This is a genomic window from Priestia sp. P5, assembly GCF_029522155.1.
GTDB lineage: Bacteria > Bacillota > Bacilli > Bacillales > Bacillaceae_H > Priestia > Priestia megaterium_E.
The window spans coordinates 596,058-622,443 of the sequence record NZ_JAKWFJ010000002.1 but is presented as its reverse complement, the minus strand read 5'-3'; the positions used below and the strand labels follow the sequence as shown (position 1 = coordinate 622,443).

The window sequence follows — 26,386 nt, the reverse complement described above, 5'->3', positions numbered from 1 at the left end:
CAAAAAGGATAAGACATAACGAAATCACTTTAATCTAGAAACAAACAAATGTGGTAAATGAGCTGTTATGAAGCGCTTGTTACGCCGCTGTTGGTTTCCGCGCAAGACTTCGCTTTCCGCGGAGCCTCCTCGTCGCTTCCGCTCCTGCGGGGTCTCACCTGTTCCGCTTTTCCAGCAGGAGTCTCCGTCTTTCCCTCCAATCAACAGCTAGAAGCAAATAACTATTTACTTGAAACCTACGTTCACCATTCTAATAAAAAAATCCGAACGATTACTCGTTCGGCTCTTTCTTCAACTAAATTACTTTTGCCCAATCTCTTACCCTTTACCAAGCACCCAACGGCTTTTGTTAAACATTGTATAACCAATCGTAAATAAAGCAATAATACAAACCGACAAGCTTCCTGCTGTATACGCAAGACTCTGCATGTCATAGACACCATATAGAAGCTGTTTCATAAGTGCAAATACGTTATAAATAGGAATTAAAAATACATTTGACTGCAGTTCGTGTACGGACTTCCCCATCATTAGGAAATATGGAAGCATCGCTACCACCACTATTTGTGATGTATAGCTTTGTGCTTCTTTAACGGAACTCGCTAAAAGGCTAAGGATGCATAATACCATCGCTCCTAAAAGCGCTAATAGGGTAAGACTGACTAAAAACGAGAAAATAAATGTTGTAAAATGACCGTTGAGCTGCAGTGCTTCATTCAATGTGGTTGTTAAATAACGTACAGAAAGCACAAATGCAAAAGTGGACAAAAGACCGCTTACTATACCAAACGTAGAGATAGTCAGCCATTTCCCAACCAATAATTGAGTTCTTTTGACAGGAGACATCAATAAAGCTTCCATCGTCTTTCGTTCTTTTTCACCTGCAAAGATATCATTTGCGGAAGGAAGAATACCACCTAAAACCCCCATAATGATAATCATTGGCGCGAACATAGCAATCATAGTTAAGGAGCCGTCATCTTCCTTAGACACTCCTTTTTCAATTACATTAAAAGGGTCAATCGTTTGACTATTAATATTTAATTGACCTAAACGTTCGTTGACTATAGCTTCTCGATGTTTATTCAGTATATTTTGTATATACTCCGCCGTAGCACCTGAATTCATACTCCCAGAATCGGTATAAACGGTAACTTCTGGTGATTTCATGTTAAGGACTGCTGAAGAAAAGTTGGATGGCACCTTTAACGCCACTAATGCTTTTCCTTCCTCTACAGTGTTGAGTGGATTTTCACTTTCGACTACTTTGATATTGTCGTCATTTTTTAGCCAGTCGATAACACTAGTATCAGAATCTTTTTTAACAGCTACGGACATGCTATTAGATTGATCACTAGCCATTATTTTGTCGATAAAAAAGATAATCCCTATATTTAACAAAATAGGAATCAACACACTAAAAATAATCGTTTTGCGATCTCGTAAACAATCAATTAACTCTTTTTTATAAATGTGCCAAATCATATTAAGCCCCCCTCACGATACGCGACATAAAGATGTAGTTTAAGTCTGTGCTTTCTTCTTCTTTATACAGCTGTTCATTTGTTCCTTGATAAATCATTTTTCCTTTATGAATCATGATGATAGACTGACACAGCATCTCCACTTCTTCCATAATGTGACTGGAAAAAATAATCGTTTTCCCTTCTCTTTGCAGACTTTTAATAAGCTCACGAAACATGTTTGCTGATGTAATGTCTAATCCTGTAGTCGGCTCATCAAACAGGATAACGTCCGGGTTATGAAGAATAGTGCGTGCAATGGCTACTTTTTGACGCATTCCTTTTGAAAAGCCTCCGACGCGGCGATCCAAGTAGTCTTTCATTCCAAAACGTTTGGCCAGTTCCTCAATCCTTATCTTTGTTTCATGTTTGCTCATGCCATAAAACTTAGCAAAATAAGCCAAGTTTTCACGAGCGGTCAAACGGTCGTATAAACCTGTTTCACCGCCAAAAAGCACGCCAATTCTTTGTTTTATTTTATCAGGCTGTTTATGAATGTTAATTCCGTGAATGAACATATTACCTTCCGATGGTTCAAGTACAGTCGACAGCATACGTAAAAGAGTTGTTTTCCCCGCTCCATTTTCACCTAATAGTCCTACAATTTCTCCTTGTGCGATGGTTACATGAATATCTTGAACAGCTGCAATTGTTTGCTTTTTCTCTTTAAAATATTTTGTAACACCTTTGATTTCAATCATATCCGCTCTCCCCTTTTACTGTGATTGACTATATCTTAGCTTTTTTTTTATACAGCATCTTCCATCTTGTCATAAAGAGGGTTTTTTATGTCGCGAAACGTCCTTTCCATCTTGTAAATCATGGTAAAATAGTGTGGTAATATCCAATAGAATGAAACAAAGAGGGTTTTTATTTATGAAGGTAGGATTAGTGGACGATCATTCATATGATTTAGAAAAATTGAGGATTTCTTTAGAAAGAGAAGATGATATAGACATACTTTTTTCGACTAGCAGCGCGGAGGAAGCTTATAACGAAATTAAAAAAAATGAAATTGATTTATTAATTACAGATATTGAAATGCCAAAGCTATCAGGTTATGAGCTTGCAGACTTTATCAATGCTTACGCACTTGATATTCAAGTCATCTTTGTCACTGGGCACAGCGGCTTTGCCGTTCATGCATTTGAACTCAACGTTTTAGACTACATTATGAAGCCTTATTCTAAAGAGCGTCTGTTAAAAGGCATTCAGCGTTTTCATCAAAAAAAACAATCAACTGACACAAGAGATAAGCTTATTTTAAAACAAAAAACCGAAATGCAAGTGCTGAACAAACAAGATATTATATTTGCAGAACGAACGGGTCGTTCTACCACAATCATAACGACAAATGGAGAATTTAGTACCTATCAATCATTAAACGAAATTGAAAAAGAATTAACAGCGAGTCATTTTCTAAGGTCGCATCGAGCTTTTATTATCAACATTTCCTATATTCAAAATTTCTCCCTGTATACTAAGCACTCCTACTCAGTGATGTTTCAAAGCACCGAAAAAACAGCTTTAATCACGAAAACAAATTTAGACATCTTGCAAAAAGAATACTTTTAAAGGAGGGACTATCTAAAATGAAACTATTTTACACACTAGTTTTACTAACTGCTTTCGTGCTCCTCTTTTTTAAAGACCTGCCTGTTAGTTTACATCTCCTACTTAGTTTTTTTATAATTGGTTCATTTTTTATATGGAGAAAAAAATATCAAACGGCTCCTTTAATAACTATAAAAAAAGCAATCGTACTGACGTCTTTTTTTCTGCTTTTATTTAGCCTAGCTTCACCTTTTAGTGTTAGCCTAACCGTTATCGCAATGATTAGTTACATGACCGACATGTTTTCTTCTTATCAACAATACATATTCGTAACTAACCGGGAAAGCAGTGCTTCACGTGAAATTCAAAAGAGCAATGAGCTTTTTCAAGCGTTAAGAGCTGAAAGACATGATTTTATTAAACATGTCAGTGCCGTATCCTATCTTCTAGAAACAAACCAAAGACAGCAGGCACAAGAGTACATTCAAGATTACGTTGAAGCTTTGAATGATACCCATTCATATATTCAAGGTGAACATTCGCACGTTGCTTCTGTTGTACATCAAAGCAAGAATCAAGCACATACGTGGGGAATACATATGAATGTTCAATTAGATTCACCGTTATCACAGCTGCCTTTAAAGCACCTTGACCAAATGAATCTCATCATGAATTTAATGCATAATGCTTTAGAAGCCGCTCATTCTTCTGAGAAAAAAGAGATAACCGTTTCGAGTATGATTCGAAGTGGCATTTACATTTTAGAAGTCAGCAATTCTACCGCTCCTTTATCACGAGAGCGTCAAGATCACTTGTTTACTTCTTTTCATGTTACGGAAAAGAAAGAACGCCACGAAGGCCTTGGCACGTGGATCATTTCTGAACTTGTTTCCAACTACCACGGACGCTTGGAATATACGTACCACGATTTAACTCTTTCCATTAAAATAAAATTTCCGATAGTCGTTTCATCAAGACAAGCAACATAGCCGCTGCAGCCCAAGCGGCTTTTTTCGTATGAGCCTCTTCTATACGTACACACTATAAAAAGCACCGAAAAAAAGAAATATTTCACACTTGTTTTAGCTCTTTTATCGTCACTTTTTTAGTTTTTGATTTTTTATATGCAAATCTATTGCATTTCAAGTAAAAAACGAATATTATATATCATGTTGCTTTTAATGTTCGTTATTTTTGGAGGTTACTTATGTTTAAGTTAAAAGAATATAACACGGATGCTAAAACAGAGATTTTAGCTGGTATTACAACGTTTTTAACCATGATTTATATCGTCATTGTGAACCCAGTTATTTTGTCCAGCGCCGGCGTTCCTTTTGATCAAGTTTTTACAGCTACTATTATTTCAGCGGTCGTAGCTACGCTATGGATGGCTCTTGCAGCTAACTATCCAATCGCTATTGCTCCCGGTATGGGAATGAACGCATACTTTGCTGCTTTAGTTGTTGGTTCAAATGGAAGTATCGACTATGCTACTGCTTTTTCAGCTGTATTTGTAGCGGGTATTATCTTTATCATCCTATCGTTAACATCGTTTCGTGAAAAATTAATTGAAGCTATTCCAAGCAATTTAAAGCACGCGATTAGTGCTGGTATCGGTTTATTTATTGCTTTTATCGGGCTTCGTTCAGCCGGTATTATTGTTGCAAATAAATCAAATTTAATCGGACTTGGTGATTTGCAGTCTGAAAAAGTAGTGTTAACACTAATCGGACTTGCAATTACAATCATTTTATATACGCTAAATGTAAACGGCGCTCTATTCTTCGGTATGATTATTACGGGATTAATTGCTTTCTTTAGAGGACAGCTTTCATTTGATAAAGGTTTGTTTGCATCTCCTCACCTTCCAGACGGCTTAATGATTTCAAATCCTTTTGCTGCTTTTGGAGATGTTATTCATCATGATTTGTACACAGTTGTTTTTTCTTTCTTACTTGTTACGATTTTTGATACAACAGGTACAATGGTAGGAGTAGCTCAACAGGCCGGTCTTATGAAAGGTAATAAGATGCCTCGCGTCCGTCAAGCATTGCTTGCTGACTCATTTGGTACAACGATTGGCGCTTTATTTGGTACAAGCCCAACAACGGCTTACGTTGAATCTTCATCTGGTGTAGCAGCAGGCGGACGTACGGGTCTAACGGGTGTGACAGTAGCTATTTTATTTATTGTGGCAGCATTCTTTAGTCCAGTTGTAAGCTCGGTTTCTGGCGTAGCAGCTATTACTTCACCTGCATTAATTATTGTCGGAAGCTTGATGATGGGTGCTGTAGCTAAAATTAATTGGAATGACTTTGATGAAGCGTTCCCTGCCTTTTTAGTTGTTCTAGCGATGCCTCTTACATCAAGTATTGCAACAGGAATTGCGCTTGGCTTCATTTCTTATCCGTTAATGAAGCTGGTAAAAGGAAAAGGCAAACAAGTTCATCCGCTTGTGTATGTCTTTGCTGTTTTATTTCTCTATCAGCTCATCTTTTTACCGCATTAAAAAAGCTTGGAGATTCGTCTCCAAGCTTTTTTTATTGAAAGTGATTGTTATTTTCTTTTGTTTGATAAAGATAATTTTCCACATAGATTTGTTCTGCGTCAGAAGCATTCTTTATCCCTTCTTCTGGATCTAGCTCGATACTTCTCTTTTTAGCTATATAATCCACTAGTGCCCCAAATCCTAAAAGACCGCCTATGATCCCAGCAAATACAATCCATATCGGCAATTGCTTCACTCCCTTTTTTTAAAATTATATCATCATCAGCACAACAGGTAAATATTAACATATTTTCTTCACTTATAAATAAAACGCTTTTTACCAAATATACGCAAAAAACGTCTTTGTATTTGGTATACTAAACTCACGGCATGTTCTACAGAGAAAGGGGCTTAATTGCATATGAACAAACAGCTTGGAACGTTAATGTTTGTTATTTTTATGGTATTTGTAGGCTTTGGAGTGATCATCCCGATCGTACCTGAAGTTATTCGTGCCACGGGTGCAAGCACGGTCAATTTAGGAATACTAATGGCTAGCTATTCGATCGCATCTTTTATTACTGCACCTTTTTGGGGGAAGCTTTCCGATATAAAAGGCCGGCGTCCCATCTTACTTTGGGGCTTACTCGGCTTTAGCGCAAGCTTTTTTCTTTTTTCGGTGGCAGAAAACTCCCTGACTTTAATGTATACGTCACGCATCATCGGAGGTTTGTTTGCAGGAGCTGTTATTCCTTGTGCTTTTGCATACGCTTCTGATAGTACAGATGAAGAAAACCGCACGAAAGCAATGGGACTGTTAGGAATGTCGATTGGCTTAGGCTTTATTTTTGGACCGGCATTAGGCGGTGTCCTTTCATCTTTCGGCTTGTTTGTTCCCTTCGTTATCTCTGGTATCTTGTCACTGATTATGACAGCGTTCTCATTCTTTACGTTAAAAGAATCGTTACGAAAAGAATCTGCTGATAAAGTACAGACATCGAGATGGCATGACTTCACGTCAGATTTCCAAGGAGCTATGAAGTATTTATATGTTCTTTCATTTTTAGCGACTTTTACGCTCGCTGGTTTAGAAGCTACTTTTCAATTTTTTCAAATAGCGAAAATTAATGCTACTCCTACGACAATCGGATGGATGTTTATGGCGAGCGGTTTAACTCAAGCGCTGATTCAAGGCGGTGTGCTGCAGCGATTTAAAAAAGGAAATGAAAAAAAGCTGATGGCCATTGGCTTATTGGTTTCAGCAATGGGATTTACGTCTATTTTGTTATCTTCCAGTGCCGTTAATGCTACCTTATTTTTGTGCATATTTACAGCAGGAAATGCCCTTATTCGTCCTTGTGTCCTCTCATTAATTACGATGAGAACCAAAGTAGGATATGGCTCTGCTTCGGGGCTAACCGCCTCAATGGATAGCTTAGGGCGTATTTTTGGCCCTCTGCTTGGTGCATTTGCCTTTAAACTCAATATGACGCTGCCTTTTATTATCGGAGCAGTTGTAACTCTAGCTGCTTTACTGTTGATTCAGCGCCATACAGCTCTAGATTATTCTGAACAAACACTCTCATCGTAGAGGCTGGAACAACATTATTTTAGTTGAAAGAAGATCCGAACGGTGAATCAAGATTCTTGATGGAGAATCCAACGCGTTCGGATTTTTCATTGTTATGAGTATTCTAGCTGTGTTGATTGAAAAGCAAGACGGAGACTCCTGCGGGATAAGCGGAATAGATGAGACCCCGCAGGAGCGGAAGCGACGAGGAGGCCCATCCCCGCCTCCGGAAAGCGAAGTCTTGCACGGAAATCAACAGCCGATTCCTACTAGCTCATGTGGCTTATTTGTTGGCCTTTGGATTAATTTAGCGATGTCTCAATCTTTTTCATCGTTACTAACACAAGATTATCAGCAGCTGCAGTACGTTTTATAATTGAAAACTGATGAGCTTCGTATAGCTTAATCGCAGGTATATTTTTTTCGGCTGTAGACACCATACATTCACATTCAGAATATCTTTGAAGTACATGTGTTAAAAGACGGCTTCCGATTCCTTTTCGAAAGTAACGAGGACGCACAACGAGGCGGCAAATCGTCAATCGCTCATTTTCTATTTCAAACGACAGCACGCCAGCTAGCTTACCTTCAATCATTTCTCCGATAAACACTTCCTTGCTTTTCATAATATCTTCTTTGCTTTCTGTAAGCTGAGGAATGTCTGAAAAACCAATAAGCCTTGCTTCTTCTTGATAAGCTTCTATTTGCACAGCTACTATTTGAAGAGCGATATCCACTCTTTGATGTTCGAGGATTTGAAGCATGAAAACCACTCCATTTCTTTCACAAATTTAGACAAATTCCATGTTTTCACTATATCCAAACGCCTTCCTTGTACATATTGTATTATGTACCGAATTAGCCAGGAGGTGTTTATATGCATATCACTGCTGAAAGAATTAGAGAAGCAACAGAAGCGATTGCTTCTACTGAGCTTGAAACATTTATGTACCAAGAGCCAACTGCACGCCACAGACGCTCTCGTCGCCGTTCTACTCGCCGTTCTACTCGCCGCACTACTCGCCGCACTACTCGTCGTTCTACTCGCCGCACTACCCGCCGTTCTACTCGCCGCACTACTCGCCGCACTACTCGCCGCACTACTCGTCGTTCTACTCGCCGCACTACCCGCCGTTCTACTCGCCGCACTACTCGCCGCACTACTCGCACTACTCGCCGTTCTAGCCCTCGCCGCTGTCGCTGCGGTTCACCTTGCTGCTCATATCCATGGTTTAATAAATCATTTGGCTGCTGCTTTAAAGGGCATGGCTGTCGTCGCTAAATAAATCTAAAGCAAGTCGAGTTTAAAACATACGCGGCTTGCTTTTTTTAAGATTTTCATTTTACATAATCATTCGTTTTACTCTTCTTGAAAAGGAAAACAACGTATAATAATGGGAAAGAATCTCTCTTAAAAGGAGGCCTATCCGTGCACTTATCTTTTGATCATCTTGTTCATTTTTCACCTGATCCTATTAAAGCTCAGAAAGAACTAAACGAATACGGAATAAATGTCGTCAAAGGCGGCATCCATGAAAAATGGGGCACTTTTAACACGTTGGCTTATTTTAACCTCAGCTATATTGAATGGCTTGGGCTTAGAGATATCGCGTTAGCTCAAACTGTTACAGATAATGACCTTATTCAGCAGCTTGTTAACGAACATACACCGGTTGGTCATTTTGGTCGATTTGCATTCCGTACAGATGATATGGATTTGCTGATAAAAGAGCTGGAAAGCAAGAACGTCACTCTAAAAGGTCCTGTAGCGGGTTCTCGTCAAACCAATGATGGAGAAAGACTTCAATGGAAAATGTGTTTTATTGAAGCTGACCACCATTCCCTGCCTCTTCCTTTTTTTATTGAATGGGGTGAACCAGAAGAAAAACGCAAGCCAAAGCTAGCGGCTCTTTCTTCTCACCAAGCTGGTCAGCTGCAGCTAAAAAATATTTACTGTGCTGTACATAACCTCGAAGAATCCATCAGCAAGTGGACGAAACTGCTGGACATTCAGTCTGCCGAAAGCTATAAAGACTCTTTACTTGATGCACGTTGTCAAAAACTATATGTCAATGGGGGAAACCTTATTTTTTGCAGCGGAACACAAGGTGTTGTCCATGATACATTAAAAAAAGTTGGAGAGCGTCCATTTTTGGTTGAATTAGATCACGCTCTAACACCGCAACAAATTACCGTACAAGGAGCTTCTTTTAAATTCAACAAATAAACATCCGCGGACGGATGTTTATTTGTGTGCTTCTTTTATAGCTTGATAAATGAAATGAGGCAAAATTTCAAAGGAATACTGAACGTCTAATCTTTCGGTCCATTGATGCGCATCTCTTCCCAGCGGTCCAATGTTCAGCACCGGCATCTTCAGCTTCTCTAGATCTTCTAGCGGGATATGATACCCTTTATTCCATAGGGGCATGTTTGCTACCAACGTGTTAAATGTATGAAGCGGATGCTGCAGGCTGGCATAGCTTAGATCCGAAATTCCGCCAAAATAACTTTGTTCAACTAGCTCCACTTGGAATTGCTCTTTGGCAGTTGCCTGTACGTTTGACAAAATCTCTTGTACAAACGGATCATCATGTGAACAAACGGCCGGATAAAAAGGCGGCGTAAAAAATAAGACCATCATCGGAGCTGATTCTTTACATAAACCAGCTAAAGAGTTTACTAAGTTAATGGTTTTATTTCTATCGTCATCCTCTTGTGCCAAAAGTGCTGCTTCCATTTCTTGCACATATTTTTCACCGTGCTGTTTGACTGCATGAGTATAAAGTTCTTCATACGTCCATACGTTCACGTCAAGAGATGAACCCTCCATTCCCGCAGCATACTGCCTAGCGGCTTTATTATAGTGTTTTTTCACATTCAAAGCCGCTTTGTCAGCCGATTTCGACAGCAGATCTGTTACTTCTTTAAGAGAGCGGTTTAACATAAATAAATTAAATAAGACAACGGCAGAGTGCGGAACTTGAACTGAATACTCTTCTTTTAAATCTTTTTGTATCAGCACCGTAGGAGGTGGACTTGTTTCATCTCTTACTTTTTCGCAAAAATCAACGTTTAATTCTATTTCTTTTGTTAAATAAGAAGCTAGTAAATTAGCATTTAAACCAGCTAGCGGTTCCCCTACATGAGTTTCTTTTCCATAACACAAAAAGCTTGGCATGATTTTCCCAATCGATCCTGAGTACACGTAGTTCGTTTGATCTCCAGGATAGCGGCTGAACACTGGTTCTGCATTCAGCATGAGAGAAAAATCCAGCTTATGTTTGCGGGCAATCTCTAAAAGAACAGGCACTGCTTTTCTCATCCCAAGCGAATTTACTTCTTCATCCGGCACCGACAGCAGCAGGATGTTTCCGTCAAACTCTCCGTTGCACGCTCGTTCAACCATACTGATATGCAAGGCAATGCCTGCTTTCATGTCCATCGTTCCTCGGCCAAAAAGCCAGTCTCCTTTTATCATATCTTTTTGTACGTGTGCCGGAACTTGTTCCATATGGTTATAAAAAGTACTCGTTAATGTATCAGCGTGAAAAGCATCCTTTTTCCACTGTCCATAATCTTGTACATCCACTACATCGTAATGACTTACTAATACAACTGTTTTATTCGTATTTTTCCCTTGAACAAAAGCTGTGACAATTGATCGCCCGTCTCCTGTTGAATGAAGCTCGACCTGCTCGTTTTTTTGAAAGTAAGGCAGCTTCAATAAATACGACGCTATCGATTCAGCCATTTCCACTTCTGCCATCGTTCCTGTCACGCTAGGTATAGAAACCAATTCGCTTACAAGCTTTTTTAACTGTTCTTTTGTTTGATACAAAGATGTTTTGTTCGACATACCCTTCATCTCTTTCCTTTTTCTAAATTTTCTATCAAACAAAACCATTCGTCAATCCCTTTGACAGAGACCCTTTCATTCTATCCCTATGTATCATAGTATGGCGCTGCCTTTACGCACATGATAAAAAAAGAGTGCGCGGCTAGGGATAGCACCGCACACTCTTTTTTACTTTTCGTCATCTTCTAAAAAGTCTAGGATACGATCAATAAGCTGTTCGCTTCCTGCATCGTTTCCGTGTTCAAGAGACATTTCCATTTCAATGCTCCTTTCATAAAATATTCTTGTTTTATAACATACCACAATTCATTTCGAATGTAACCTTTAATTTGTGTAAAAATTTCGACAATTTATGATTAATCTTAAAACCTAGTGAATATTGATTATACCCACCAGATTCTTTGCTTGTCAAAAACCATGCTTTCTATTTAAAAATACTTAAAAAATAGAGGCGCGAGCAGACTTCTTCTATAAAAGACAGCCTACTCGCTCAAGTTTGGAACAGCATGATGAATAAATTTCTAGTTCATTTGCTTTTTGTACATCTTTAATATCTATGCCTACAGCATATGTACGAACATGGTTTTCGACCACAATTTCATAAAATGTTTCTAACTCACGATAAGCTACTTGATAATGCTTTCCTAATAATTTCACCGCTTCCTTTAATGCTTTCTCTCCTGTATGTGCTGCAACTGCTGTATGACTCATAAAACCCTCTCCTTTTAGAAAAATAAAAAAAACTCATTTTGCTTTGATGCAAAATGAGTTTTTCACCCGTTTTATCACCCAAAGCACATGCTTTGCTGGTAGGAGCACCTTACATTCGTAGGTTGCTGTGGAGTCAAAGAGCCAGATCTCTCGTCCACTCGTGATAACTTTTTTAATTTAAAATTTATTTTATCAAACAATTTCATCCGCGTAAATAGAAAAATAAAAATATTTTAATTTTTTAGGTAATGGAATGAATTCAAAAAATGAAAGCTTAAATTAGCAAAATACGCAGCTGCTACAAGCAATGCCTCTTCATTTAATGAAAAAGAAGGATGGTGCCATTCATATTCTCCAGCTGTACCCATCCATACAAAAAATCCTGGTATATGCTGCTGATATACGGCAAAATCTTCTCCTCCAGGCGATTGTTCAGCTTCTACGACTTGATAACTAAGATCCTCCGCCGCTTTAATAGCCAGTTTTTCCAGCGTATCATCATTGTTTACTACAGGAAGATATGGATACCATTTAACGTCTACTGAAGCCCCGAAAGCTGCGCCGACCCCTTCAGCAGTTCGTTTCATAAGAGCCGGTATTTTTTCTCTCGCTTCTTCTTGAAAGGTACGCACCGTTCCTTCAAGCGTTACTTTGTCAGGAATGACGTTCCACGAGCTCCCTCCATGGATTTGAGTTATGCTGACAACAACATTTTGAAAGGGGCTGAGATTACGGCTGACAATGGTTTGTAAACTAGTAACAATTTGACCAGCAGCAGCAATCGGATCTATTGTTTTTTCAGGAATACCCGCGTGACCTCCTACTCCTTTGACGTCAATTTCAAAACGATCAACACTTGCCATTAAAGGTCCCGGTTTGATACCAATGGTTCCTACAGGAAGATCCGGTTTGTTATGCATCCCAAATATCGCTTCCACTCCTTCGAGCACACCTTTTTCAACTAGCATTTTTGCTCCAGAAGCCGTTTCTTCAGCTGGTTGAAAGATAAATCGAACCGTGCCGCAAAGCTCCTTCTGACGCTCTTTGAGAAGAATGGCTGCTCCGATTATAGAAGCCGTGTGAAAGTCATGGCCGCATGCGTGCATAACACCGTTCACTTCAGAAGCAAAGGGCAGATTGGTTTTTTCTTCAATTGGCAGCGCATCAATATCAGCTCGAATAGCGATAGTAGGTCCCGGCTTTCCTCCCACAATTTCTGCTACTGCTCCTACGTCTAATTGGAATTCATCCGCTATAGAAATATCATAGTGTTTTAACCACTTTTTAATACGTTTAGTTGTTTCATATTCTTTCATTGAAAGTTCTGGAAACCGGTGCAGCTCACGGCGTATGTCTATTAGCTTATTTAGTAGTAATTGATCTGTCATCTTTATCACTCTTTCACATGTCTTAATTTGGATCACTTCTCTATCTTTTACGACAAAGAATGTACCTCGTTGAATTTTTTATAAAGAAATACAGTCGTATAACCTTCTGCAAGGTGCTTTTCTTTAGCTTGAACATATCCTTTTCGTTCATACATCTCAACTAACCAAGGATGTTCTTTTGCTGTTCCTAAAGACACACCTGGTGATTTAAACATATTTTTTATTATCTCTTCCTCTACTAGATGCAGCAGCTTAGATCCAACGCCTTTACTGGCAAACGACGGGTCCACTGCAAACCACCAAAGGTGCGGAACAGCAAACGGACCTGGATGTTCTCCCCAAGGCATTCGTATAGACACAGTTGCAGCGATTCTTTTATCTTCTTCATATACATAGCAAAGGTTTTGAGAAATGTTTTTCTTAACGAGGGCAAGATCAGCAGTAGCTGCTAAGAAAGGAATGCCTAGCTCTCGAATAGGCTTATATGCTTGTAGAGTCAAGTTCAATAAGTTATCTGCATCGTCATTTGTTGCCAAACGGAATTCATTTTTCATCTCTTCGTCTCCTTATGTAGTGCTTAAATATTTCATTTAACTTATAAGTTTACTAAGAATTAAAAAAGACAGACTGCCGCCTTGCGTACTCACTATACAACTGCTTTTATAACGTGTCAAATTTCATTATCTCTTTCTATGAAAGCTATCATAAAAACCAATACTTACAGTTTATTATACTGAACAAATATCAATAAATCCCCTTACGAAACCCCTTTCATTACTTTCGTTAAATTTTCAACCGCAATTATAGAGCCACGTATGATAAAATAGAACACGGTAGTTGTAAGAAAAGCAAACAGAAATGTAATCACTAGCATAATCGAGGCTGCTTGCTCTTGTTTCATAATAAGATAATAATTTGTCACTTCAATTACAGTAAGTGTTATGACCATCATATATAGCATTTCACATGTAAACTTTGAAACGCTTTTTTTATTTTTCATTCCCTATACCATCTAAAGACATAGAATGTCTAATCTATATTAGTAGTATCGGCATATTTTTATATGTTTTTGTAAAAACTAAAGAAGAATTGAAGCAATTATTATTGGCGCTTTTCCACTAAATATTGGAATACATATCATTCTGCAAGGCGCTGCAACAGCAGTTGATAACTGTCTGATTATTCTTTCATTTGACCAAACTCTACCTTTGCTTATAAAATGAAGATTTGTAGAAAGGAGTACGAAAAATTTTATGTATACGTATCAAACAGGCAATCAAACAATTGACTACAAAATTGAAGTCGTTCCAAATAGAACCGATATCACGGTGCAAATTTGTGACAAAGAAGGGGTAAAAGTTATTATCCCAAGAGGTCTTAATGAAAACAATGTGCGTTCAATCATCGCACGCAAAGCAACATGGATTTTAAAACAACTAAACGGTTCACAGCCAGCTGAGGAAAAGCCAGCTGCTCCAAAGAAAGAAGCAGTAAAAAAAGAAACAGCTAAAAAAGAGGCTCCTAAAGCAGCAGCTTCTGCAGCTAAAACTGGTTCTTTTGAAGAAGGAGACAAATTCCCTTACCTAGGACGTCAATACCGCTTAAACATCGTTCGTGGAGATGTAGCAAAGGCTGAAATGACATTCCGTGCAAAATTCATTGCTACAGTACCTGAAAGCTGGAACGAGCAGCAAACAAATGAAGGTATTGGACAACTATTAACAGAGTGGTACCAAGGCCGCGCAGGTGAAAAATTCCAAGAAGCTTTGAAATCTGTTAAAAAAGCAGCTGACAATGCTCCTGAATCTGTTAAGTGGGACGAGTTAGGTGAAGAATACGCTACGACTCAAGATAATACAATCGTATTAAACTGGCGTTTGCTAACAGCTCCTCTTGCAACAATTGAATATGTCATCGCTTCTCAATTTACAAATGCAGATGAGTTATTCGAAGATGCAGCTGAACGCAAACAGTGGTTAAGCGATAACACCCTAAACGCATTTTAAGTTTATACATAAAAAAAGCACGCGGCGAACGCGTGCTTTTTTTATTTAAATAGAAGTACTCGAATAATCTCACTGCTCAAAAATTAGTTAACCTGATAGGTTCATTCAAGTGCATCTTATAAACAAATATATAATATACATGTTTAAAATGTTATTAACCTAATTTTAAAAGCAGTAAGTAAGACTAAACTGATTCTATAAAAAGCTGCTTTTTATCCTTTTAATACTCTAAACGCTTCTCTTACTTTTCGTGCAAAATCTAACGGTGACTCTACGGATTCAAAGTGCATATACATTGCTCTCGGCTCTTCAAATAGCCAATGGTTGTGAACGGCCGTAACCTTAATATCTCTTTTTCTAAGCTCCGTTAATAATGGATTTACTTCTTCTTGCAAAAGCACGGTTTCACCTAGATTTAGCGCTCTTCCTTTGCTGTCTAAATCTTCAAAAGTGAAAAATTGAGGGGTAACTAACGGAGAGCGTGTTGGACGCCCTAAAATTTTAAAACGAATCGTACGAAACTTTTGTACCAAACAAACGCCATTTTCATCTAAACTGCCTTGTCCACCTAGAATTCTCGCAAACTCCTGACACAGACTCTTTTTATTTTCCCAACTCATTATGCTGACTTCCTCTCTTATAATAACTTGTCCTTCCTTAATCAATATATGTGAAAGTTGTCAAGTAGAAACGGCAGACACACAGGGAAACTACCCATTTTATGAATCCTGCTTATCAAAAGTCATATTTATTTTTCTTTGTTCATATCAATAGCATGTATTTTTGAATTTAACTAAAAAGAGAAATTCAAATGCCCATTTAAAGAATTTACTTAAACAATTTTTTAAAATTGAATTTGTAGGGGGAAGTAAAATGAAAAAAATAGGCAAAGATGATTTTATTTCAGGGTTTGTTCCTCATCATAATCATGGCTCAGTGGACTACACTTCTGTTGCGTCAGGACATGTCCATCAGTGCCTCGATGTAACGTCTCCTCCAATTCAAAGCGAGGATGGAAGCCACATTCACTATACAGAAGGCTATGTTGTTTTTGAAGACGGACATACCCATCATTACAAAGCCTACTCTGGTCCCGCTATTCCTATTGGCAACGGTATGCATGTTCACTATTATGACTTTTACACCAGCGAAGACAACCAGCATCGGCATCATGTCAAAGGTGTAGACCATCCTGCTCCGGGCGATAGATAATGAAATAATTTAATGCAATAAAGCCAAAGTCTCAGCTTGCGTTTATATAACCTCTTTAATAAAAGTGAGGCTGGGATAAAAGTATCTTAGCCCAAGTGAAAAACGAACCATTGATCAACATGTTTGATGAGTGGTTCGTTTTTTTGTGATGGTGAATATAGCTTCATCTGTTTCGTCCCTTATAGCAGGTGATTGAAGGGCAAAGCGAAGCCTTGCACAGAAATCAACTGCGGTGTCATAAGCGGTTCAGCTCATGTATCTCATTTGTTCGTCTTTAGGTTGGATTCATTTGGTTATGTCCCAGCCTCTTTGTACAAGTCTCTCCCTCTGCTTATGCTTAATCTGCTTAAGCGAAAAAGGATACGCGAGCTCTTTATTCCAAAAATTCGACATACCAGGTCTTTGGACATGTCAAAGTTTCTACACTAATCGATATATTGTGTTTTAAAAGAAAGATATATATAATCAAGAAAATGTTTGATTTTGTTTAAATGTGGATACCTATACCTATAAGCAAGATAGCAAACACTTAAGATGAGTGGTTACGCTGTAAAAGTTGTAATGACCATGTAAAGAAAGGAAGTGCAGCTTATGAAAGGACAGAGCTTTTTTATTTTAGGACTTATATTTGCTCTTATCATTGCTGTTTTAGCTGTAATTAACAACGATCCTGTACAATTTAACTATGTATTTGGTTCACAAAAATGGCCTCTTATTTTAATTATCTTAACAACGGCTGTGTTTGGAGGAGTTGTTGCTGCTTCATTGAGCTTTGTAAAAATTGTTCAACTAAGAGGACAAGTGAAACAGAAAAACAAGCGAATTGCTGAGCTGGAAGAAGAAATCAAGCAGCATAAGCCTGTTGAGCCTGTTGTGGAAGAAGAACCAAATCAACCAGCTACTCGAACTGAGCGCGCTCAGTTATAATAAAGAAGAGCCGTTATTCTCTCGAATAGCGGCTCTTTTCATTTTTTTGTTCCGCCAAGCATATTTTTGGCATATACGCATAAACAGATAGATATGGAAAACTTTAGTTCTGAGTGGTACAATCAACACTGTTATATCTCTATGAAAAACTTAAATTGACAGTCTTACCGTTAAGAAGGTGTTCATCCATTATGGTCAATAAAAAAATAAAGCGTGAAATTCTTACATACACAAGCGTCATCCTCGGCACCGTTTTGCTTTCTGTTGTCGTTCAGCACTATTGGTTTCAGCCCTATACTGTAAAAGGCGATTCTATGAAGCCTATTTTGCACGAAGGCAATCGAATTATTATTAACAAACACAGCAAGCTGGAGCGCTTTGACATTGTCGTTTTGCAAGCTCCTTATAGCAGTGATTTTCTAGTAAAGCGGATTGTGGGCTTACCAGGAGAAACGGTCGAATACAAAGATGATGTTCTCTATATAAATAACAAAGTCAAAAAAGAGCCGCATCTTCATAAATATTTATCCAAAGTGCCCGCTTACGAGCGATTTACTGAAAATTTTTCCACGTACGAATTGTCTCCAGACGGCACGATACCGGATGGATACGTATTAGTGCTAGGTGACAACAGACGCATTAGCCGAGATGGCAGGCATTTTGGCCTCACTCCGATTTCTTCAATCATGGGAGAAGTCAATATGAAATACTGGCCTTTAAAGGAAATGACTTTTATGCATTAACACATAAAAAAGAAAGCTCAAAAGTGAGCCTTCTTTTTATTTTGGATTTTCCTTATTTTCTACATGCTTTTCTTCTGCAAATTCTGTGTCATACGCTAGTTTTCGCTTAAAAGCCGGACGCGTTCTTGCTGTATGTTTCGTTTCAATATGGTTGAATAAGTAGCGGTGAACAAAAACCTCGGCAAATGTAATAATAGCTGCAGAAATAATGCTTCCCCACGCAATTTGAACGTAGCTGTCTAATAACAATGTGCCAAAAATCCATACGCTCATATAGGTTAGAACAAATTCAACAATAATGGCATCGCGATTGCCCACTCGAGGCAGTACAATTCGATCTACTACTAAATATGTCACAACTGTTGTTAGCAAGCTAAAAGAAATAATGTCTCCGATGGTTGCATCAAAAAACAAATCAAGGCCTATACCAAACGCAATAAGTGCCGCTGCAAATTTAATGAGCAATAATGTTGCATGATTCATATTTGAACCCTCCTTTTTCTATTTAATTTGAACAAAAATAGGGAAATTAATACCTTTTTTGCCAAGAAGGGTATAATATAAGCAAAGCCAGTACGTTTGAGGCTGCTCAATCGTACAAGAATGATTTGGGAGATGTTGTAATGATTGTACTAGAAAATAGCAAAATGAAAGTCAGCATTCAAGAAAAAGGAGCGGAAGTTGTAGAAGTATTTCATAAAGAAAAAGACCTGCAGTTCATGTGGAGCGGAGACCCCGCTTATTGGGGACGAGTATCGCCCGTGTTGTTTCCAATCGTAGGCAGATTAAAAAATGATCAGTATACCGTTGATCAGTGCGAATACTCTTTGCCACAGCACGGTTTTTTACGTGATTCTACTTTTAGCGTAATCGAACAAACAAACGAAACAGCACGGCTGCAATTTGCTACAAACGGCCGCTTTAAAGACGTATATCCGTTTGAATGTTCAGTTGAAATCAGCTATCGTCTTGAAAACAACCGATTAACGTTTCAGTGGAAAGTAGTGAATGAAGATAAAGACGATATGTATTTTTCAATTGGAGCCCACCCTGCCTTTCGTATTCCGTTACGTGAAAACGAGCAGATTTCTGATTACTTTTTAGAAATAGAGCCTTCTGAAACTACGCCAAAGGAATTTGTATTAAAAGACGCTCTTATTCATGAAAAAGGAGATGCAGAAAATTTGCACCAGCTGCCGCTAAGCGCAGATTTATTTGCAAATGATGCGTTAATTTTTAGCCATATTGACGGAATTACGATTAAATCACCGGTTAATGAAAATCAAATTAACGTTCAGTTTAATGATTTCCCGTATGTCGGTATTTGGTCAAAGTATGATGCAGAAAATCATACAATCGCTCCATTTCTTTGCATCGAACCTTGGTTTGGAATTGCAGATACGCATGATCACAACGGAAATTTCAAAGAAAAATTAGGCATCAACCGTTTATCAAAAGACGGTGTATTTCAAACAGAATTCTCTGTTTTCTTTAGCTAATTCAACACATAATAAAATCAATCAACAGCTAGAAGCAGCTAAATAGATTAAGTCTGCGTTCACCATAACAATAGAAAGCTCCGAACGATTACTCGTTCGGAGCTTTCTTCGACTAAACTACTTTTGTCTCTGCCTCTTTTTATATTAGTTATTTACAACATCGCTATTTTTTAGCGCATGGACTTGCTCTATTAGCTTCTGAACGTATTCTTCGCTAAGTACACCTGTTGCTCCTCGAATAATTTCAGTCGAATAGTGATCCGGAGGTGCGACTTCTTTTTCTTTATTTAACACAAAAAAAGTAAGAACATGATCCACCATCTTACCTTCATGCTCGACAGAAATAATAGCAGGACGATAGCCGTTATTATCTACGCCTTCTCTGCCATACAAGTACGTAATCGCTTCGGGCGGCACGCGGTATAGTTTGCCTTCAACGACTCCGCCTTCTTCAACCATGTCTGCACGTCCTCCGTCATGAATAACGTGGTTATATCGAAGCGTATAGCCTTTAAAAACCGCTCTGCCGAGACAGTCCTGGAAATGCTGATCCACCCCGTGCTTAATAAAACGATCGTTATCCATACATGAACCGTAAGCAAAATATAGCATACCTTCTAATAAACCTTCTTTCCATACGCGCCAGTTTCCGCCTGGGATAAATTCTTGCAGCAGGGAACGGTCTCTTGCTACATACACAACGGCTTCAAATTCACCTTGGTCCGTTTCAACCGTTTGCACAATTTTATCATATTCATTGTCTTTATGACCTTCGTGAATGTACCCTTCTAATTCATCAAGCGCCTTCCACATAAGCTGATCGGTCACTTCATATACTTCTCCGTACGTAATATGTTCACTGTCGATATCGAGCATAGGATAGCCGTGCTTAGTGTCATATAATTTCCCTTTCGTTTTTGCCTGCTTGGCAATAGGGCGCGCATGATGCAGCAATCCGTGATTACCTTCTCCTTCAAGAAGCGTTCCGTATACAAATAAATAATTGCACATACTTCTTATTCCCCCTCTTTCTCTTCATAAAGCTCTAGCGGTAACCCGTCCGGATCAGCAAAAAATGTGAATTTTTTTCCCGTTAGTTCATCTACCCTAATAGGTTCCACATCAATCCCTTGCTGCTCTAGTTCACGCTTGGAATCCTCTACGCTTTCAACCGCAAAAGCTAAATGGCGTAAGCCGCACGCTTCAGGTCTTGAAGGACGTTGTGGCGGATTTGGAAACGAGAACAACTCAATTTGATAGCCAGGAGCTACTTCTAAATCTAGCTTATATGAATCTCTTTCTTTTCTATATATTTCTTCTATAATCTTGCATCCTAACACATTTACATAAAAAGCTTTTGAACGTTCATAATTACTTCCTATAATGGCTACGTGGTGCATTCGTTTTAAATTCATTTCATTCTCCCATAAAAACCCTTTTCTAATCATCCTACACAAAATGCCGGCAAACATCAAATAATTACGTTATCACCTTTGGCTAGAGTGATAAAAGTCACGGACATAGCGCCTCATAACAAGTAATATAACAACGAGGTGAATAACATGATTTCGTTAACATTTAAAGCAAGAATTGACCGAACTCAAAATTTAGATTCGTTAAAAGAAGAAGCTGCTATTATGCACCGTATTGCTGATCAGCTATCTCCAATGAGCCCTGAGTTCATAGAATATACTGAACGTATTCAATATGTGTATGAACGCATGCACATTATCGTACGTCATCCTACTAAAAAACTCGCTTAATACAAGCGAGTTTTTTTATAAAATCTTTGTCAAACTACCTTATTTTGAGATATACTGAATGCTAACAAAAAAAATGAAACTTTTTGATCTTACGCGCGTATACTTAATTACGATAGGATAAAAGATAAATAGTTACGTAGATAAAAACCATCACGTGATGGTTGATATAGTTAAAGGAGGTGGCATTCTGATGGGGTTGCGACATACAAAATTGGCGAACTTGCAGAGATGGCACATGTAACGAAACGCACGGTTGACTATTATACCAACATTGGGTTGTTAAAAGCAGAACGCTCTGCTTCTAACTATCGCTTTTATAACGAAGAAGCGCTGAAACGTCTTTACTTAATTGAAAAATTAAAAAACGAAGGCCGTTCTCTTGATGAGATTTCTTCTCTATTTTCTATAGAGCAATCCGAGAATAGCCACTCCAAAGACGAATTAGCATCCAAATTTTACGTACTAAACGACAGTTTAAAAGAAGTTGCACCGCTTATGGAAAAGCTTAATGAAGAAGATCGAAAAGTAATGATGAATCGGCTCTCACCAGAAAGCGTCACTCTTTTGCACTCTTTACTGCTGCTGCTGTCGTAAATTTATTATTTACAGGAGGTGTTTACTTACTTTATAGCACTATAAAGTAAGTATATTCATTGATAACCATTAACTTAATTATTTTTGCGATTTTAATTGTACTCACTGCTTTTTTCGTTGCTTCAGAGTTTGCAATTGTGAAGCTTCGTAGTTCACGGGTAGATCAACTTGTTGCTGAAGGAAAAAAAGGAGCGAATGCGGTTAAAACCGTAACGACACACTTAGATGAGTATTTATCTGCGTGTCAGCTTGGTATTACGATTACTGCTTTAGGTTTAGGTTGGTTAGGAGAACCGACTGTTGCGAAGATTTTAGAACCGCTGTTTGAAGAACTGGGTGTTGCTGCATCTTTAACACACATCCTTTCATTCATTATCGCATTTGCGCTTGTAACGTTTGTTCACGTAGTTGTTGGTGAATTAGCGCCAAAAACATTTGCCATTCAAAAAGCTGAAACAGTTACGTTATTGTTTGCTCGTCCGTTAATTTTATTCTATAAAATTATGTTCCCCTTCATTTGGTTGTTAAATGGTTCTGCCCGTTTATTAACTGGAATGTTTGGATTAAAGCCAGCTTCAGAGCATGAACTTGCGCACAGTGAAGAAGAGCTGCGCATTATTTTATCAGAAAGTTTTAAAGGCGGGGAAATTAACCAGTCTGAATATAAGTATGTGAACAACATTTTCGAATTCGATAACCGTGTTGCTCGCGAAATCATGGTACCAAGAACAGAAATTTCAGCTGTTTCTGAAGACGACAGCATTGAAGATTTCTTAAAGCTTGCTGTAGAAGATCGCTACACTCGTTACCCTGTTACCGTTGACGGAGACAAAGATAACATTATCGGCTTAGTCAACGTCAAAGAGATTCTAAACGATGTCGTCATTAACGATGCGTTAAAAAAGCAAAGCGTGAAGCTTTATATGAATCCTATTATTCAAGTAATTGAAACCGTAGCGATTCAAGACCTATTGCGCTCGATGCAAAAGAAACGTACGCATATGGCTGTGTTGATTGACGAGTACGGCGGTACGGCTGGTATCGTTACCGTTGAAGATATTTTAGAAGAAATCGTTGGAGAAATTCGAGATGAGTTTGATACAGATGAAAAGCCGCTTGTTCAAAAAATCAGCGATCAGCACTTTGTCTTTAACTCAAAAGTACTGCTTGAAGAAGTCAACGAAGTCCTTCATATCGAAATTGAAAACGACGATATCGATACAATTGGCGGCTGGATGCTAATGCAAAATATCGATATCCAGGAAAGCGAATCGTTCAAACTTTTTGGATACGAGTTTATTGCAAAAGAAATGGACGGTCACCAAATGAAAGAAGTAGAAGTACGCGCCCTTCCTGAAGAAGAACGCGTGCAGCCTGAAAGCCATTCACCAGAACAAGAAGTTACACAAGCATAATAAAAAGAGCTGCTTCTTCATGAAGCGGCTCTTTTTTTATTATTGTTTTACTTTAATCATGCAGCAGCTTATACACAACGTTCTCTTCTGCCTCTTCCCCAGTCTTTTCCTTCGCTTGGTCCATCGTGCCGACAAATTCCAGCTTTCCTTCCTTTAAGACCGCAAACCGATGACACACGTCTAAGATTTCATTCAAATCATGGGTGATATAGATAATCGTCTTTCCTTCTGCAGCCAGCTGTTTAATATAACGAATGATCTCAAGCTTAGATTGCAAATCAATTCCGACCGTCGGCTCGTCCATTAACAAGACGGACGGTTCATGAATAAGCGCTACGGCTATATTTAGCTTTCGCTTCATGCCTCCTGATAAATTTTTCACTTTTTCCTTCCATTTTCCTTCTAGCTGTACAGCTGAGCAAAGAGACTGAAGCTGTTCATTCGACAGAGAGCGTGAAGTCATTTTGCTCCACATTTTCATGTTTTCTTTTACGCTAAGCTCTTCCCACAGCGCTATGTCTTGTGGAACGTAGCCAATGACTTCTCGAATTGCTTTTTGATTTTTCTTAAGCGATAAGCCTCCAATCATGACATTACCGCTTGAAGGAGCCGTAATGGTAGACAAAATAGACAGAAGCGTTGACTTACCAGCGCCGTTTGGTCCTAAAAGACCAATGACTTCTCCACTTTCTACGGTCAGCGTAACATTTGCTAACGACCGTTTTTTTCCGTATGTTTTGCTAACATTTTTAATTTCAATCATTTGATGCTCCTCACATTCCACACTATTTTAAACGCGCACAAACATATACATGCAATGGAAACAGCTATCTCTTTCCAAAGGAACGTAAGCGGCAGTGTATGCTGATACAGAAGCAGATGTTGCGGAAGCCACTGACTTATTCTTTCAATCGTTGCAGAAAGCTCTCCTACCGGGAAAAAGCTCCCTCCTATTATACTGAGTCCTGTGACCATGACAACGCTGATCATATAATAAGATCCAACTCGCTGACTTTCACTTGCAAGCCACGTGCTAAAAGCAACGCACACAATCACATAGATACACATATATAGCAGCACACTGTAAGACTCCGCTCCATACAGCCATTTAAATAGAGCAAAACTGATGAGAGCTTGAAGCACGTATAGCACCACATAAGCGGCGCTGACGCTTCGAATATAACCGTAAAGTCCTTTTTGCATTGTTTTCATTCGTTTAAAAAGATGACTCCGCTCTTTAATCATCCAATCTGATGTGATGCAGCAAAGTAAAAGCGTAAAAAATCCCCATACCGGCACGTATCCGGTCATTTGAACGTTCCTTTGCTTTGTATGCTTCTTCGTTCCTTGCACCTCGTAATCAATTGTCATCAGCGGCTTTGGCTTCCACTGGTTATCGGTATAGTGATACGCTTCTTTCCATAAATCCGATCCTGCATGAATGTTATAGACTTTATATAAAAAACGCACTTCATTTGCCGCTTTAACATTTGTCGTTAACCTTGTCACTTCACTCGCCACGACTTCTCGAACCGCTTCTGTGGCAACAGAAGAAGGCAGTGTAAGCAAATCAATGACTCCTTGATAATTCCCCGCTTCTACTTCTTGCTGAAATCCGTTAGGAAACACAAAAATGCTGTCAATTTTATTTTTGGCCAGCTGCTTTCTCGCTTGTTCTTCATTCATAGAAAGAAACTGAATTTCTGTTGTTTTCCGTAGTCGATCCATCACTTGTTTAGACATGTTGCTGTGATCTTGATCGACAAGAGCAACGGGTATTTTTGAATCACTTTGTACTTTTGCTAAAAACGAGCTGCTGATGACCGTTCCTATTAAAGGTAAAAAGAAGATCATGATAACAAGCATAGGGCGCTTCAGCAGCTGCTTTATTTTTTCACTGATCATTTTCTCCACCGCCTTTGCAAAGTCATCACGTAGCCAACAGTAAGAAGAAAACTTCCCGCTGCCGTAATGAGAATAGGCTTAAGGTAAAGAAAAGCTTCGTTTGTGTTATATCCAGCAAATTCATAAAATAACAGCTCCAAGACGCGGGTGTTGAGTGACCATTTCTGAAAAACACTTGCCCAGTCCGGTAAATAGACGACCGGCACAACGTGTCCACTTAAAATCGCACTCAGCAAAATAAACAGCAAACCGGTTAGTTGATAAGCTTTTTGTGATAAAAAAAGAACTCGAAGAAGTAAAAACAAACATAAAAAAGCAAACAAGCTTCCGCTTACCCCTGAAAAAAGCTCTCCGTACGTACCGGTTACAGGCAGTTTCAGTCCTTTAATGAGGCTTCCAAACAAAACGACAGATACCGGTAGCAAAAGAACAAACAGAGCCGTCAGCTGCGATAAATAAATGTGGAGAAACGATACACCTCTTGTTTTCATTCGAGCCAGTACGGGAGAAGTTTGCGTTTCACTAGCAAGCAGCCATCCGCCGTAGCTCCAAATCATAAGCAGCAAAGCAACAAAAGACAGGACATAATATTGCTTCATATCCTGCTGAAAGAAACTCGTTTCTATTTGTTCATCAAATAAACTTCCTCTATCTAGTACGTGAAGCCCAAACGTCACCAAGCTTCTCTTAAATTCTGCGCGTCTATTTTCATCGGAAACATTTTCTTTTTCTAAAAAGGCATCAACCGTATTAATACCGCTTTGAGCAGCTGACGTGTAGTCAGCTGCACTTTCCATTACGTAGCGAAACAGCTGTGACTGAAGCGGCTTATTGCTATTCCCAATGACGTGTAAAGGCTGATTTTTTCCATGAGCAATATCATGACTAAAACCTTTTGGCAGCGTCACAATGGCTGCCACTTTATTTTGTTGCAGCAGCTGTTTAGCTTTCTGTTCATTCGTGTAAAGAGGTTTCATGATCTTGCGAAGCTTACCTTCAGTCAGCTGTTCGATGACGTACTTCGTTTGTGCAGTATCATCTTTATCTACAATTGCCACGGGGAACCGATTTACTCTCTCCTCACCTTGCATGGTCTGACTAATAATGATCCCTGCTCCAAGTAAAAACAGAGCAGGGATCATTATTAGCAGTATGAGAGATTTTATATTTTTCAATAGAGCTTTACATGTAAAAAGAGTCAAAGAGAAATATATCTTCATCTGCTTTGC

The 26,386-nt window shown here is 38.8% G+C and carries 32 protein-coding genes and 1 riboswitch; of the genes, 15 read left to right on the top strand and 17 right to left on the bottom strand.

Translation table 11 applies throughout. From position 1 onward, the window contains the following. Nucleotides 1–24 precede the first annotated feature (24 nt). From MMB69_RS19925 to MMB69_RS19915, 3 genes are all read right to left on the bottom strand, one after another. The gene (locus tag MMB69_RS19925; protein ID WP_269871778.1) at nt 25–204 is read right to left on the bottom strand and encodes a hypothetical protein; all 180 of its coding nucleotides are present in this window, start codon (nt 202–204) and stop codon (nt 25–27) included. A 114-nt stretch (nt 205–318) separates the two neighbouring features. After that, on the bottom strand, nt 319–1,485 hold the full coding sequence (locus MMB69_RS19920; protein WP_269871753.1) for an ABC transporter permease: 1,167 nt from the start codon (nt 1,483–1,485) through the stop codon (nt 319–321). A gap of 1 nt (nt 1,486) precedes the next feature. Beyond that, a complete protein-coding gene (locus MMB69_RS19915; RefSeq protein ID WP_098333623.1) occupies nt 1,487–2,224 on the bottom strand; it encodes an ABC transporter ATP-binding protein in 738 nt (245 codons plus the stop codon). Between the two features lie 175 nt (nt 2,225–2,399). Here MMB69_RS19915 and MMB69_RS19910 point away from each other — a divergent pair, with 175 nt between their 5' ends. The 3 genes from MMB69_RS19910 to MMB69_RS19900 all read left to right on the top strand — a co-directional run bounded on the left by MMB69_RS19910 (nt 2,400) and on the right by MMB69_RS19900 (nt 5,586). After that, on the top strand, nt 2,400–3,098 hold the full coding sequence (locus MMB69_RS19910; protein ID WP_016763353.1) for a LytR/AlgR family response regulator transcription factor: 699 nt from the start codon (nt 2,400–2,402) through the stop codon (nt 3,096–3,098). 17 nt (nt 3,099–3,115) lie between these two features. After that, the gene (locus MMB69_RS19905) at nt 3,116–4,066 is read left to right on the top strand and encodes a sensor histidine kinase (protein ID WP_277448324.1); all 951 of its coding nucleotides are present in this window, start codon (nt 3,116–3,118) and stop codon (nt 4,064–4,066) included. Nucleotides 4,067–4,284: 218 nt separating this feature from the next. Further along, entirely contained in the window at nt 4,285–5,586 is a 1,302-nt protein-coding gene (locus MMB69_RS19900) for an NCS2 family permease (protein WP_014461116.1), read from the top strand. A gap of 31 nt (nt 5,587–5,617) precedes the next feature. Here the strand turns inward: MMB69_RS19900 and MMB69_RS19895 are convergent, their stop codons facing one another. After that, nucleotides 5,618–5,812 carry a hypothetical protein gene (locus MMB69_RS19895; protein ID WP_013082184.1) on the bottom strand — a complete coding sequence of 65 codons (195 nt, stop codon included), beginning with the start codon at nt 5,810–5,812 and terminating at the stop codon, nt 5,618–5,620. 174 nt (nt 5,813–5,986) lie between these two features. Here MMB69_RS19895 and MMB69_RS19890 point away from each other — a divergent pair, with 174 nt between their 5' ends. After that, nucleotides 5,987–7,156, top strand: a complete 1,170-nt coding sequence (locus MMB69_RS19890) for an MFS transporter (protein ID WP_221782310.1) — start codon at nt 5,987–5,989, stop codon at nt 7,154–7,156. Nucleotides 7,157–7,250: 94 nt separating this feature from the next. Beyond that, nucleotides 7,251–7,511 (top strand): hypothetical protein, encoded by a 261-nt coding sequence (locus tag MMB69_RS19885; RefSeq protein ID WP_221782390.1) that lies wholly within the window; start codon nt 7,251–7,253, stop codon nt 7,509–7,511. Here the strand turns inward: MMB69_RS19885 and MMB69_RS19880 are convergent. Next, a complete protein-coding gene (locus tag MMB69_RS19880; protein WP_221782308.1) occupies nt 7,438–7,899 on the bottom strand; it encodes a GNAT family N-acetyltransferase in 462 nt (153 codons plus the stop codon). The two genes, MMB69_RS19885 and MMB69_RS19880, sit on opposite strands and share 74 nt — an antisense overlap. A gap of 113 nt (nt 7,900–8,012) precedes the next feature. Between MMB69_RS19880 and MMB69_RS19875 the strand changes: the two genes are divergently transcribed. Continuing rightward, the gene (locus MMB69_RS19875) at nt 8,013–8,417 is read left to right on the top strand and encodes a CotG/ExsB N-terminal domain-containing protein (protein WP_277448322.1); all 405 of its coding nucleotides are present in this window, start codon (nt 8,013–8,015) and stop codon (nt 8,415–8,417) included. Between the two features lie 147 nt (nt 8,418–8,564). After that, on the top strand, nt 8,565–9,362 hold the full coding sequence (locus tag MMB69_RS19870) for a VOC family protein (protein WP_277448321.1): 798 nt from the start codon (nt 8,565–8,567) through the stop codon (nt 9,360–9,362). A gap of 18 nt (nt 9,363–9,380) precedes the next feature. Here MMB69_RS19870 and MMB69_RS19865 read toward each other — a convergent pair whose 3' ends face one another. The 5 genes from MMB69_RS19865 to MMB69_RS19845 all read right to left on the bottom strand — a co-directional run bounded on the left by MMB69_RS19865 (nt 9,381) and on the right by MMB69_RS19845 (nt 14,045). Next, nucleotides 9,381–10,994, bottom strand: coding sequence for a M20/M25/M40 family metallo-hydrolase (locus MMB69_RS19865; RefSeq protein ID WP_221782302.1), 1,614 nt, complete (start codon nt 10,992–10,994; stop codon nt 9,381–9,383). 468 nt (nt 10,995–11,462) lie between these two features. Next, nucleotides 11,463–11,705 (bottom strand): hypothetical protein, encoded by a 243-nt coding sequence (locus MMB69_RS19860; protein ID WP_028414204.1) that lies wholly within the window; start codon nt 11,703–11,705, stop codon nt 11,463–11,465. A gap of 68 nt (nt 11,706–11,773) precedes the next feature. Continuing rightward, nucleotides 11,774–11,875, bottom strand: a riboswitch (SAM riboswitch). 63 nt (nt 11,876–11,938) lie between these two features. Continuing rightward, a complete protein-coding gene (locus MMB69_RS19855) occupies nt 11,939–13,093 on the bottom strand; it encodes a M20 peptidase aminoacylase family protein (RefSeq protein WP_277448320.1) in 1,155 nt (384 codons plus the stop codon). A 47-nt stretch (nt 13,094–13,140) separates the two neighbouring features. After that, nucleotides 13,141–13,647: a GNAT family N-acetyltransferase gene (locus MMB69_RS19850; protein WP_221782298.1), complete on the bottom strand. Its 507-nt coding sequence runs from the start codon at nt 13,645–13,647 to the stop codon at nt 13,141–13,143. A 203-nt stretch (nt 13,648–13,850) separates the two neighbouring features. Beyond that, nucleotides 13,851–14,045, bottom strand: coding sequence for a hypothetical protein (locus tag MMB69_RS19845; protein ID WP_260506578.1), 195 nt, complete (start codon nt 14,043–14,045; stop codon nt 13,851–13,853). Nucleotides 14,046–14,346: 301 nt separating this feature from the next. Between MMB69_RS19845 and MMB69_RS19840 the strand changes: the two genes are divergently transcribed. Then, the gene (locus MMB69_RS19840) at nt 14,347–15,099 is read left to right on the top strand and encodes a M48 family metallopeptidase (RefSeq protein ID WP_028414208.1); all 753 of its coding nucleotides are present in this window, start codon (nt 14,347–14,349) and stop codon (nt 15,097–15,099) included. 212 nt (nt 15,100–15,311) lie between these two features. Here MMB69_RS19840 and MMB69_RS19835 read toward each other — a convergent pair whose 3' ends face one another. Next, nucleotides 15,312–15,719, bottom strand: a complete 408-nt coding sequence (locus tag MMB69_RS19835; protein ID WP_277448319.1) for a DUF1259 domain-containing protein — start codon at nt 15,717–15,719, stop codon at nt 15,312–15,314. Nucleotides 15,720–15,972: 253 nt separating this feature from the next. Between MMB69_RS19835 and MMB69_RS19830 the strand changes: the two genes are divergently transcribed. The 3 genes from MMB69_RS19830 to lepB all read left to right on the top strand — a co-directional run bounded on the left by MMB69_RS19830 (nt 15,973) and on the right by lepB (nt 17,981). Continuing rightward, the gene (locus MMB69_RS19830) at nt 15,973–16,311 is read left to right on the top strand and encodes a YmaF family protein (RefSeq protein ID WP_013055902.1); all 339 of its coding nucleotides are present in this window, start codon (nt 15,973–15,975) and stop codon (nt 16,309–16,311) included. A 591-nt stretch (nt 16,312–16,902) separates the two neighbouring features. Further along, entirely contained in the window at nt 16,903–17,238 is a 336-nt protein-coding gene (locus MMB69_RS19825) for a LapA family protein (RefSeq protein WP_014461129.1), read from the top strand. Between the two features lie 191 nt (nt 17,239–17,429). Continuing rightward, the gene (gene lepB, locus MMB69_RS19820; protein WP_013055900.1) at nt 17,430–17,981 is read left to right on the top strand and encodes a signal peptidase I; all 552 of its coding nucleotides are present in this window, start codon (nt 17,430–17,432) and stop codon (nt 17,979–17,981) included. 36 nt (nt 17,982–18,017) lie between these two features. Here lepB and MMB69_RS19815 read toward each other — a convergent pair whose 3' ends face one another. After that, nucleotides 18,018–18,464: a YndM family protein gene (locus MMB69_RS19815; RefSeq protein ID WP_221782293.1), complete on the bottom strand. Its 447-nt coding sequence runs from the start codon at nt 18,462–18,464 to the stop codon at nt 18,018–18,020. A 140-nt stretch (nt 18,465–18,604) separates the two neighbouring features. Here MMB69_RS19815 and MMB69_RS19810 point away from each other — a divergent pair, with 140 nt between their 5' ends. Next, entirely contained in the window at nt 18,605–19,480 is an 876-nt protein-coding gene (locus MMB69_RS19810) for an aldose 1-epimerase family protein (RefSeq protein WP_277448318.1), read from the top strand. A gap of 144 nt (nt 19,481–19,624) precedes the next feature. Here MMB69_RS19810 and MMB69_RS19805 read toward each other — a convergent pair whose 3' ends face one another. Beyond that, nucleotides 19,625–20,491 (bottom strand): gamma-glutamylcyclotransferase family protein, encoded by an 867-nt coding sequence (locus MMB69_RS19805; protein WP_277448317.1) that lies wholly within the window; start codon nt 20,489–20,491, stop codon nt 19,625–19,627. Nucleotides 20,492–20,496: 5 nt separating this feature from the next. After that, entirely contained in the window at nt 20,497–20,895 is a 399-nt protein-coding gene (gene gloA2 / locus MMB69_RS19800; RefSeq protein WP_277448316.1) for an SMU1112c/YaeR family gloxylase I-like metalloprotein, read from the bottom strand. A 147-nt stretch (nt 20,896–21,042) separates the two neighbouring features. On the opposite strand from gloA2, the gene MMB69_RS19795 reads away from it, so the two are divergent. The 3 genes from MMB69_RS19795 to MMB69_RS19785 all read left to right on the top strand — a co-directional run bounded on the left by MMB69_RS19795 (nt 21,043) and on the right by MMB69_RS19785 (nt 23,252). Then, nucleotides 21,043–21,243 (top strand): hypothetical protein, encoded by a 201-nt coding sequence (locus MMB69_RS19795; protein WP_029325051.1) that lies wholly within the window; start codon nt 21,043–21,045, stop codon nt 21,241–21,243. Between the two features lie 228 nt (nt 21,244–21,471). Continuing rightward, nucleotides 21,472–21,837 (top strand): MerR family transcriptional regulator, encoded by a 366-nt coding sequence (locus MMB69_RS19790; RefSeq protein ID WP_481861926.1) that lies wholly within the window; start codon nt 21,472–21,474, stop codon nt 21,835–21,837. A 59-nt stretch (nt 21,838–21,896) separates the two neighbouring features. Beyond that, entirely contained in the window at nt 21,897–23,252 is a 1,356-nt protein-coding gene (locus tag MMB69_RS19785; protein WP_116737495.1) for a hemolysin family protein, read from the top strand. A 52-nt stretch (nt 23,253–23,304) separates the two neighbouring features. Here the strand turns inward: MMB69_RS19785 and MMB69_RS19780 are convergent, their stop codons facing one another. The 3 genes from MMB69_RS19780 to MMB69_RS19770 are packed head-to-tail and all read right to left on the bottom strand — an operon-like array spanning nt 23,305 to nt 26,377. Further along, complete coding sequence (locus MMB69_RS19780; protein WP_221782284.1) at nt 23,305–24,015, bottom strand: ABC transporter ATP-binding protein; 711 nt, start codon at nt 24,013–24,015, stop codon at nt 23,305–23,307. Then, nucleotides 24,012–25,157 carry an ABC transporter permease gene (locus MMB69_RS19775; RefSeq protein ID WP_277448314.1) on the bottom strand — a complete coding sequence of 382 codons (1,146 nt, stop codon included), beginning with the start codon at nt 25,155–25,157 and terminating at the stop codon, nt 24,012–24,014. Before MMB69_RS19775 ends, MMB69_RS19780 begins: the two co-directional genes overlap by 4 nt. Further along, nucleotides 25,154–26,377: an ABC transporter permease gene (locus MMB69_RS19770; RefSeq protein ID WP_277448313.1), complete on the bottom strand. Its 1,224-nt coding sequence runs from the start codon at nt 26,375–26,377 to the stop codon at nt 25,154–25,156. Before MMB69_RS19770 ends, MMB69_RS19775 begins: the two co-directional genes overlap by 4 nt. Nucleotides 26,378–26,386: the final 9 nt, after the last annotated feature.

Bases quoted from the DNA above. Each gene is read 5' to 3' on its own strand.
- MMB69_RS19920 (WP_269871753.1), bottom strand. From the start codon at position 1,485: ATGATTTGGCACATTTATAAAAAAGAGTTAATTGATTGTTTACGAGAT.
- MMB69_RS19915 (WP_098333623.1), bottom strand. From the start codon at position 2,224: ATGATTGAAATCAAAGGTGTTACAAAATATTTTAAAGAGAAAAAGCAA.
- MMB69_RS19910 (WP_016763353.1), top strand. From the start codon at position 2,400: ATGAAGGTAGGATTAGTGGACGATCATTCATATGATTTAGAAAAATTG.
- MMB69_RS19905 (WP_277448324.1), top strand. From the start codon at position 3,116: ATGAAACTATTTTACACACTAGTTTTACTAACTGCTTTCGTGCTCCTC.
- MMB69_RS19900 (WP_014461116.1), top strand. From the start codon at position 4,285: ATGTTTAAGTTAAAAGAATATAACACGGATGCTAAAACAGAGATTTTA.
- MMB69_RS19890 (WP_221782310.1), top strand. From the start codon at position 5,987: ATGAACAAACAGCTTGGAACGTTAATGTTTGTTATTTTTATGGTATTT.
- MMB69_RS19885 (WP_221782390.1), top strand. From the start codon at position 7,251: ATGAGTATTCTAGCTGTGTTGATTGAAAAGCAAGACGGAGACTCCTGC.
- MMB69_RS19880 (WP_221782308.1), bottom strand. From the start codon at position 7,899: ATGCTTCAAATCCTCGAACATCAAAGAGTGGATATCGCTCTTCAAATA.
- MMB69_RS19875 (WP_277448322.1), top strand. From the start codon at position 8,013: ATGCATATCACTGCTGAAAGAATTAGAGAAGCAACAGAAGCGATTGCT.
- MMB69_RS19865 (WP_221782302.1), bottom strand. From the start codon at position 10,994: ATGTCGAACAAAACATCTTTGTATCAAACAAAAGAACAGTTAAAAAAG.
- MMB69_RS19860 (WP_028414204.1), bottom strand. From the start codon at position 11,705: ATGAGTCATACAGCAGTTGCAGCACATACAGGAGAGAAAGCATTAAAG.
- MMB69_RS19855 (WP_277448320.1), bottom strand. From the start codon at position 13,093: ATGACAGATCAATTACTACTAAATAAGCTAATAGACATACGCCGTGAG.
- MMB69_RS19850 (WP_221782298.1), bottom strand. From the start codon at position 13,647: ATGAAAAATGAATTCCGTTTGGCAACAAATGACGATGCAGATAACTTA.
- MMB69_RS19845 (WP_260506578.1), bottom strand. From the start codon at position 14,045: ATGATGGTCATAACACTTACTGTAATTGAAGTGACAAATTATTATCTT.
- MMB69_RS19840 (WP_028414208.1), top strand. From the start codon at position 14,347: ATGTATACGTATCAAACAGGCAATCAAACAATTGACTACAAAATTGAA.
- MMB69_RS19835 (WP_277448319.1), bottom strand. From the start codon at position 15,719: ATGAGTTGGGAAAATAAAAAGAGTCTGTGTCAGGAGTTTGCGAGAATT.
- MMB69_RS19830 (WP_013055902.1), top strand. From the start codon at position 15,973: ATGAAAAAAATAGGCAAAGATGATTTTATTTCAGGGTTTGTTCCTCAT.
- MMB69_RS19825 (WP_014461129.1), top strand. From the start codon at position 16,903: ATGAAAGGACAGAGCTTTTTTATTTTAGGACTTATATTTGCTCTTATC.
- lepB (WP_013055900.1), top strand. From the start codon at position 17,430: ATGGTCAATAAAAAAATAAAGCGTGAAATTCTTACATACACAAGCGTC.
- MMB69_RS19815 (WP_221782293.1), bottom strand. From the start codon at position 18,464: ATGAATCATGCAACATTATTGCTCATTAAATTTGCAGCGGCACTTATT.
- MMB69_RS19810 (WP_277448318.1), top strand. From the start codon at position 18,605: ATGATTGTACTAGAAAATAGCAAAATGAAAGTCAGCATTCAAGAAAAA.
- MMB69_RS19805 (WP_277448317.1), bottom strand. From the start codon at position 20,491: ATGTGCAATTATTTATTTGTATACGGAACGCTTCTTGAAGGAGAAGGT.
- gloA2 (WP_277448316.1), bottom strand. From the start codon at position 20,895: ATGAATTTAAAACGAATGCACCACGTAGCCATTATAGGAAGTAATTAT.
- MMB69_RS19795 (WP_029325051.1), top strand. From the start codon at position 21,043: ATGATTTCGTTAACATTTAAAGCAAGAATTGACCGAACTCAAAATTTA.
- MMB69_RS19790 (WP_481861926.1), top strand. From the start codon at position 21,472: ATGGCACATGTAACGAAACGCACGGTTGACTATTATACCAACATTGGG.
- MMB69_RS19780 (WP_221782284.1), bottom strand. From the start codon at position 24,015: ATGATTGAAATTAAAAATGTTAGCAAAACATACGGAAAAAAACGGTCG.
- MMB69_RS19775 (WP_277448314.1), bottom strand. From the start codon at position 25,157: ATGATCAGTGAAAAAATAAAGCAGCTGCTGAAGCGCCCTATGCTTGTT.
- MMB69_RS19770 (WP_277448313.1), bottom strand. From the start codon at position 26,377: ATGAAGATATATTTCTCTTTGACTCTTTTTACATGTAAAGCTCTATTG.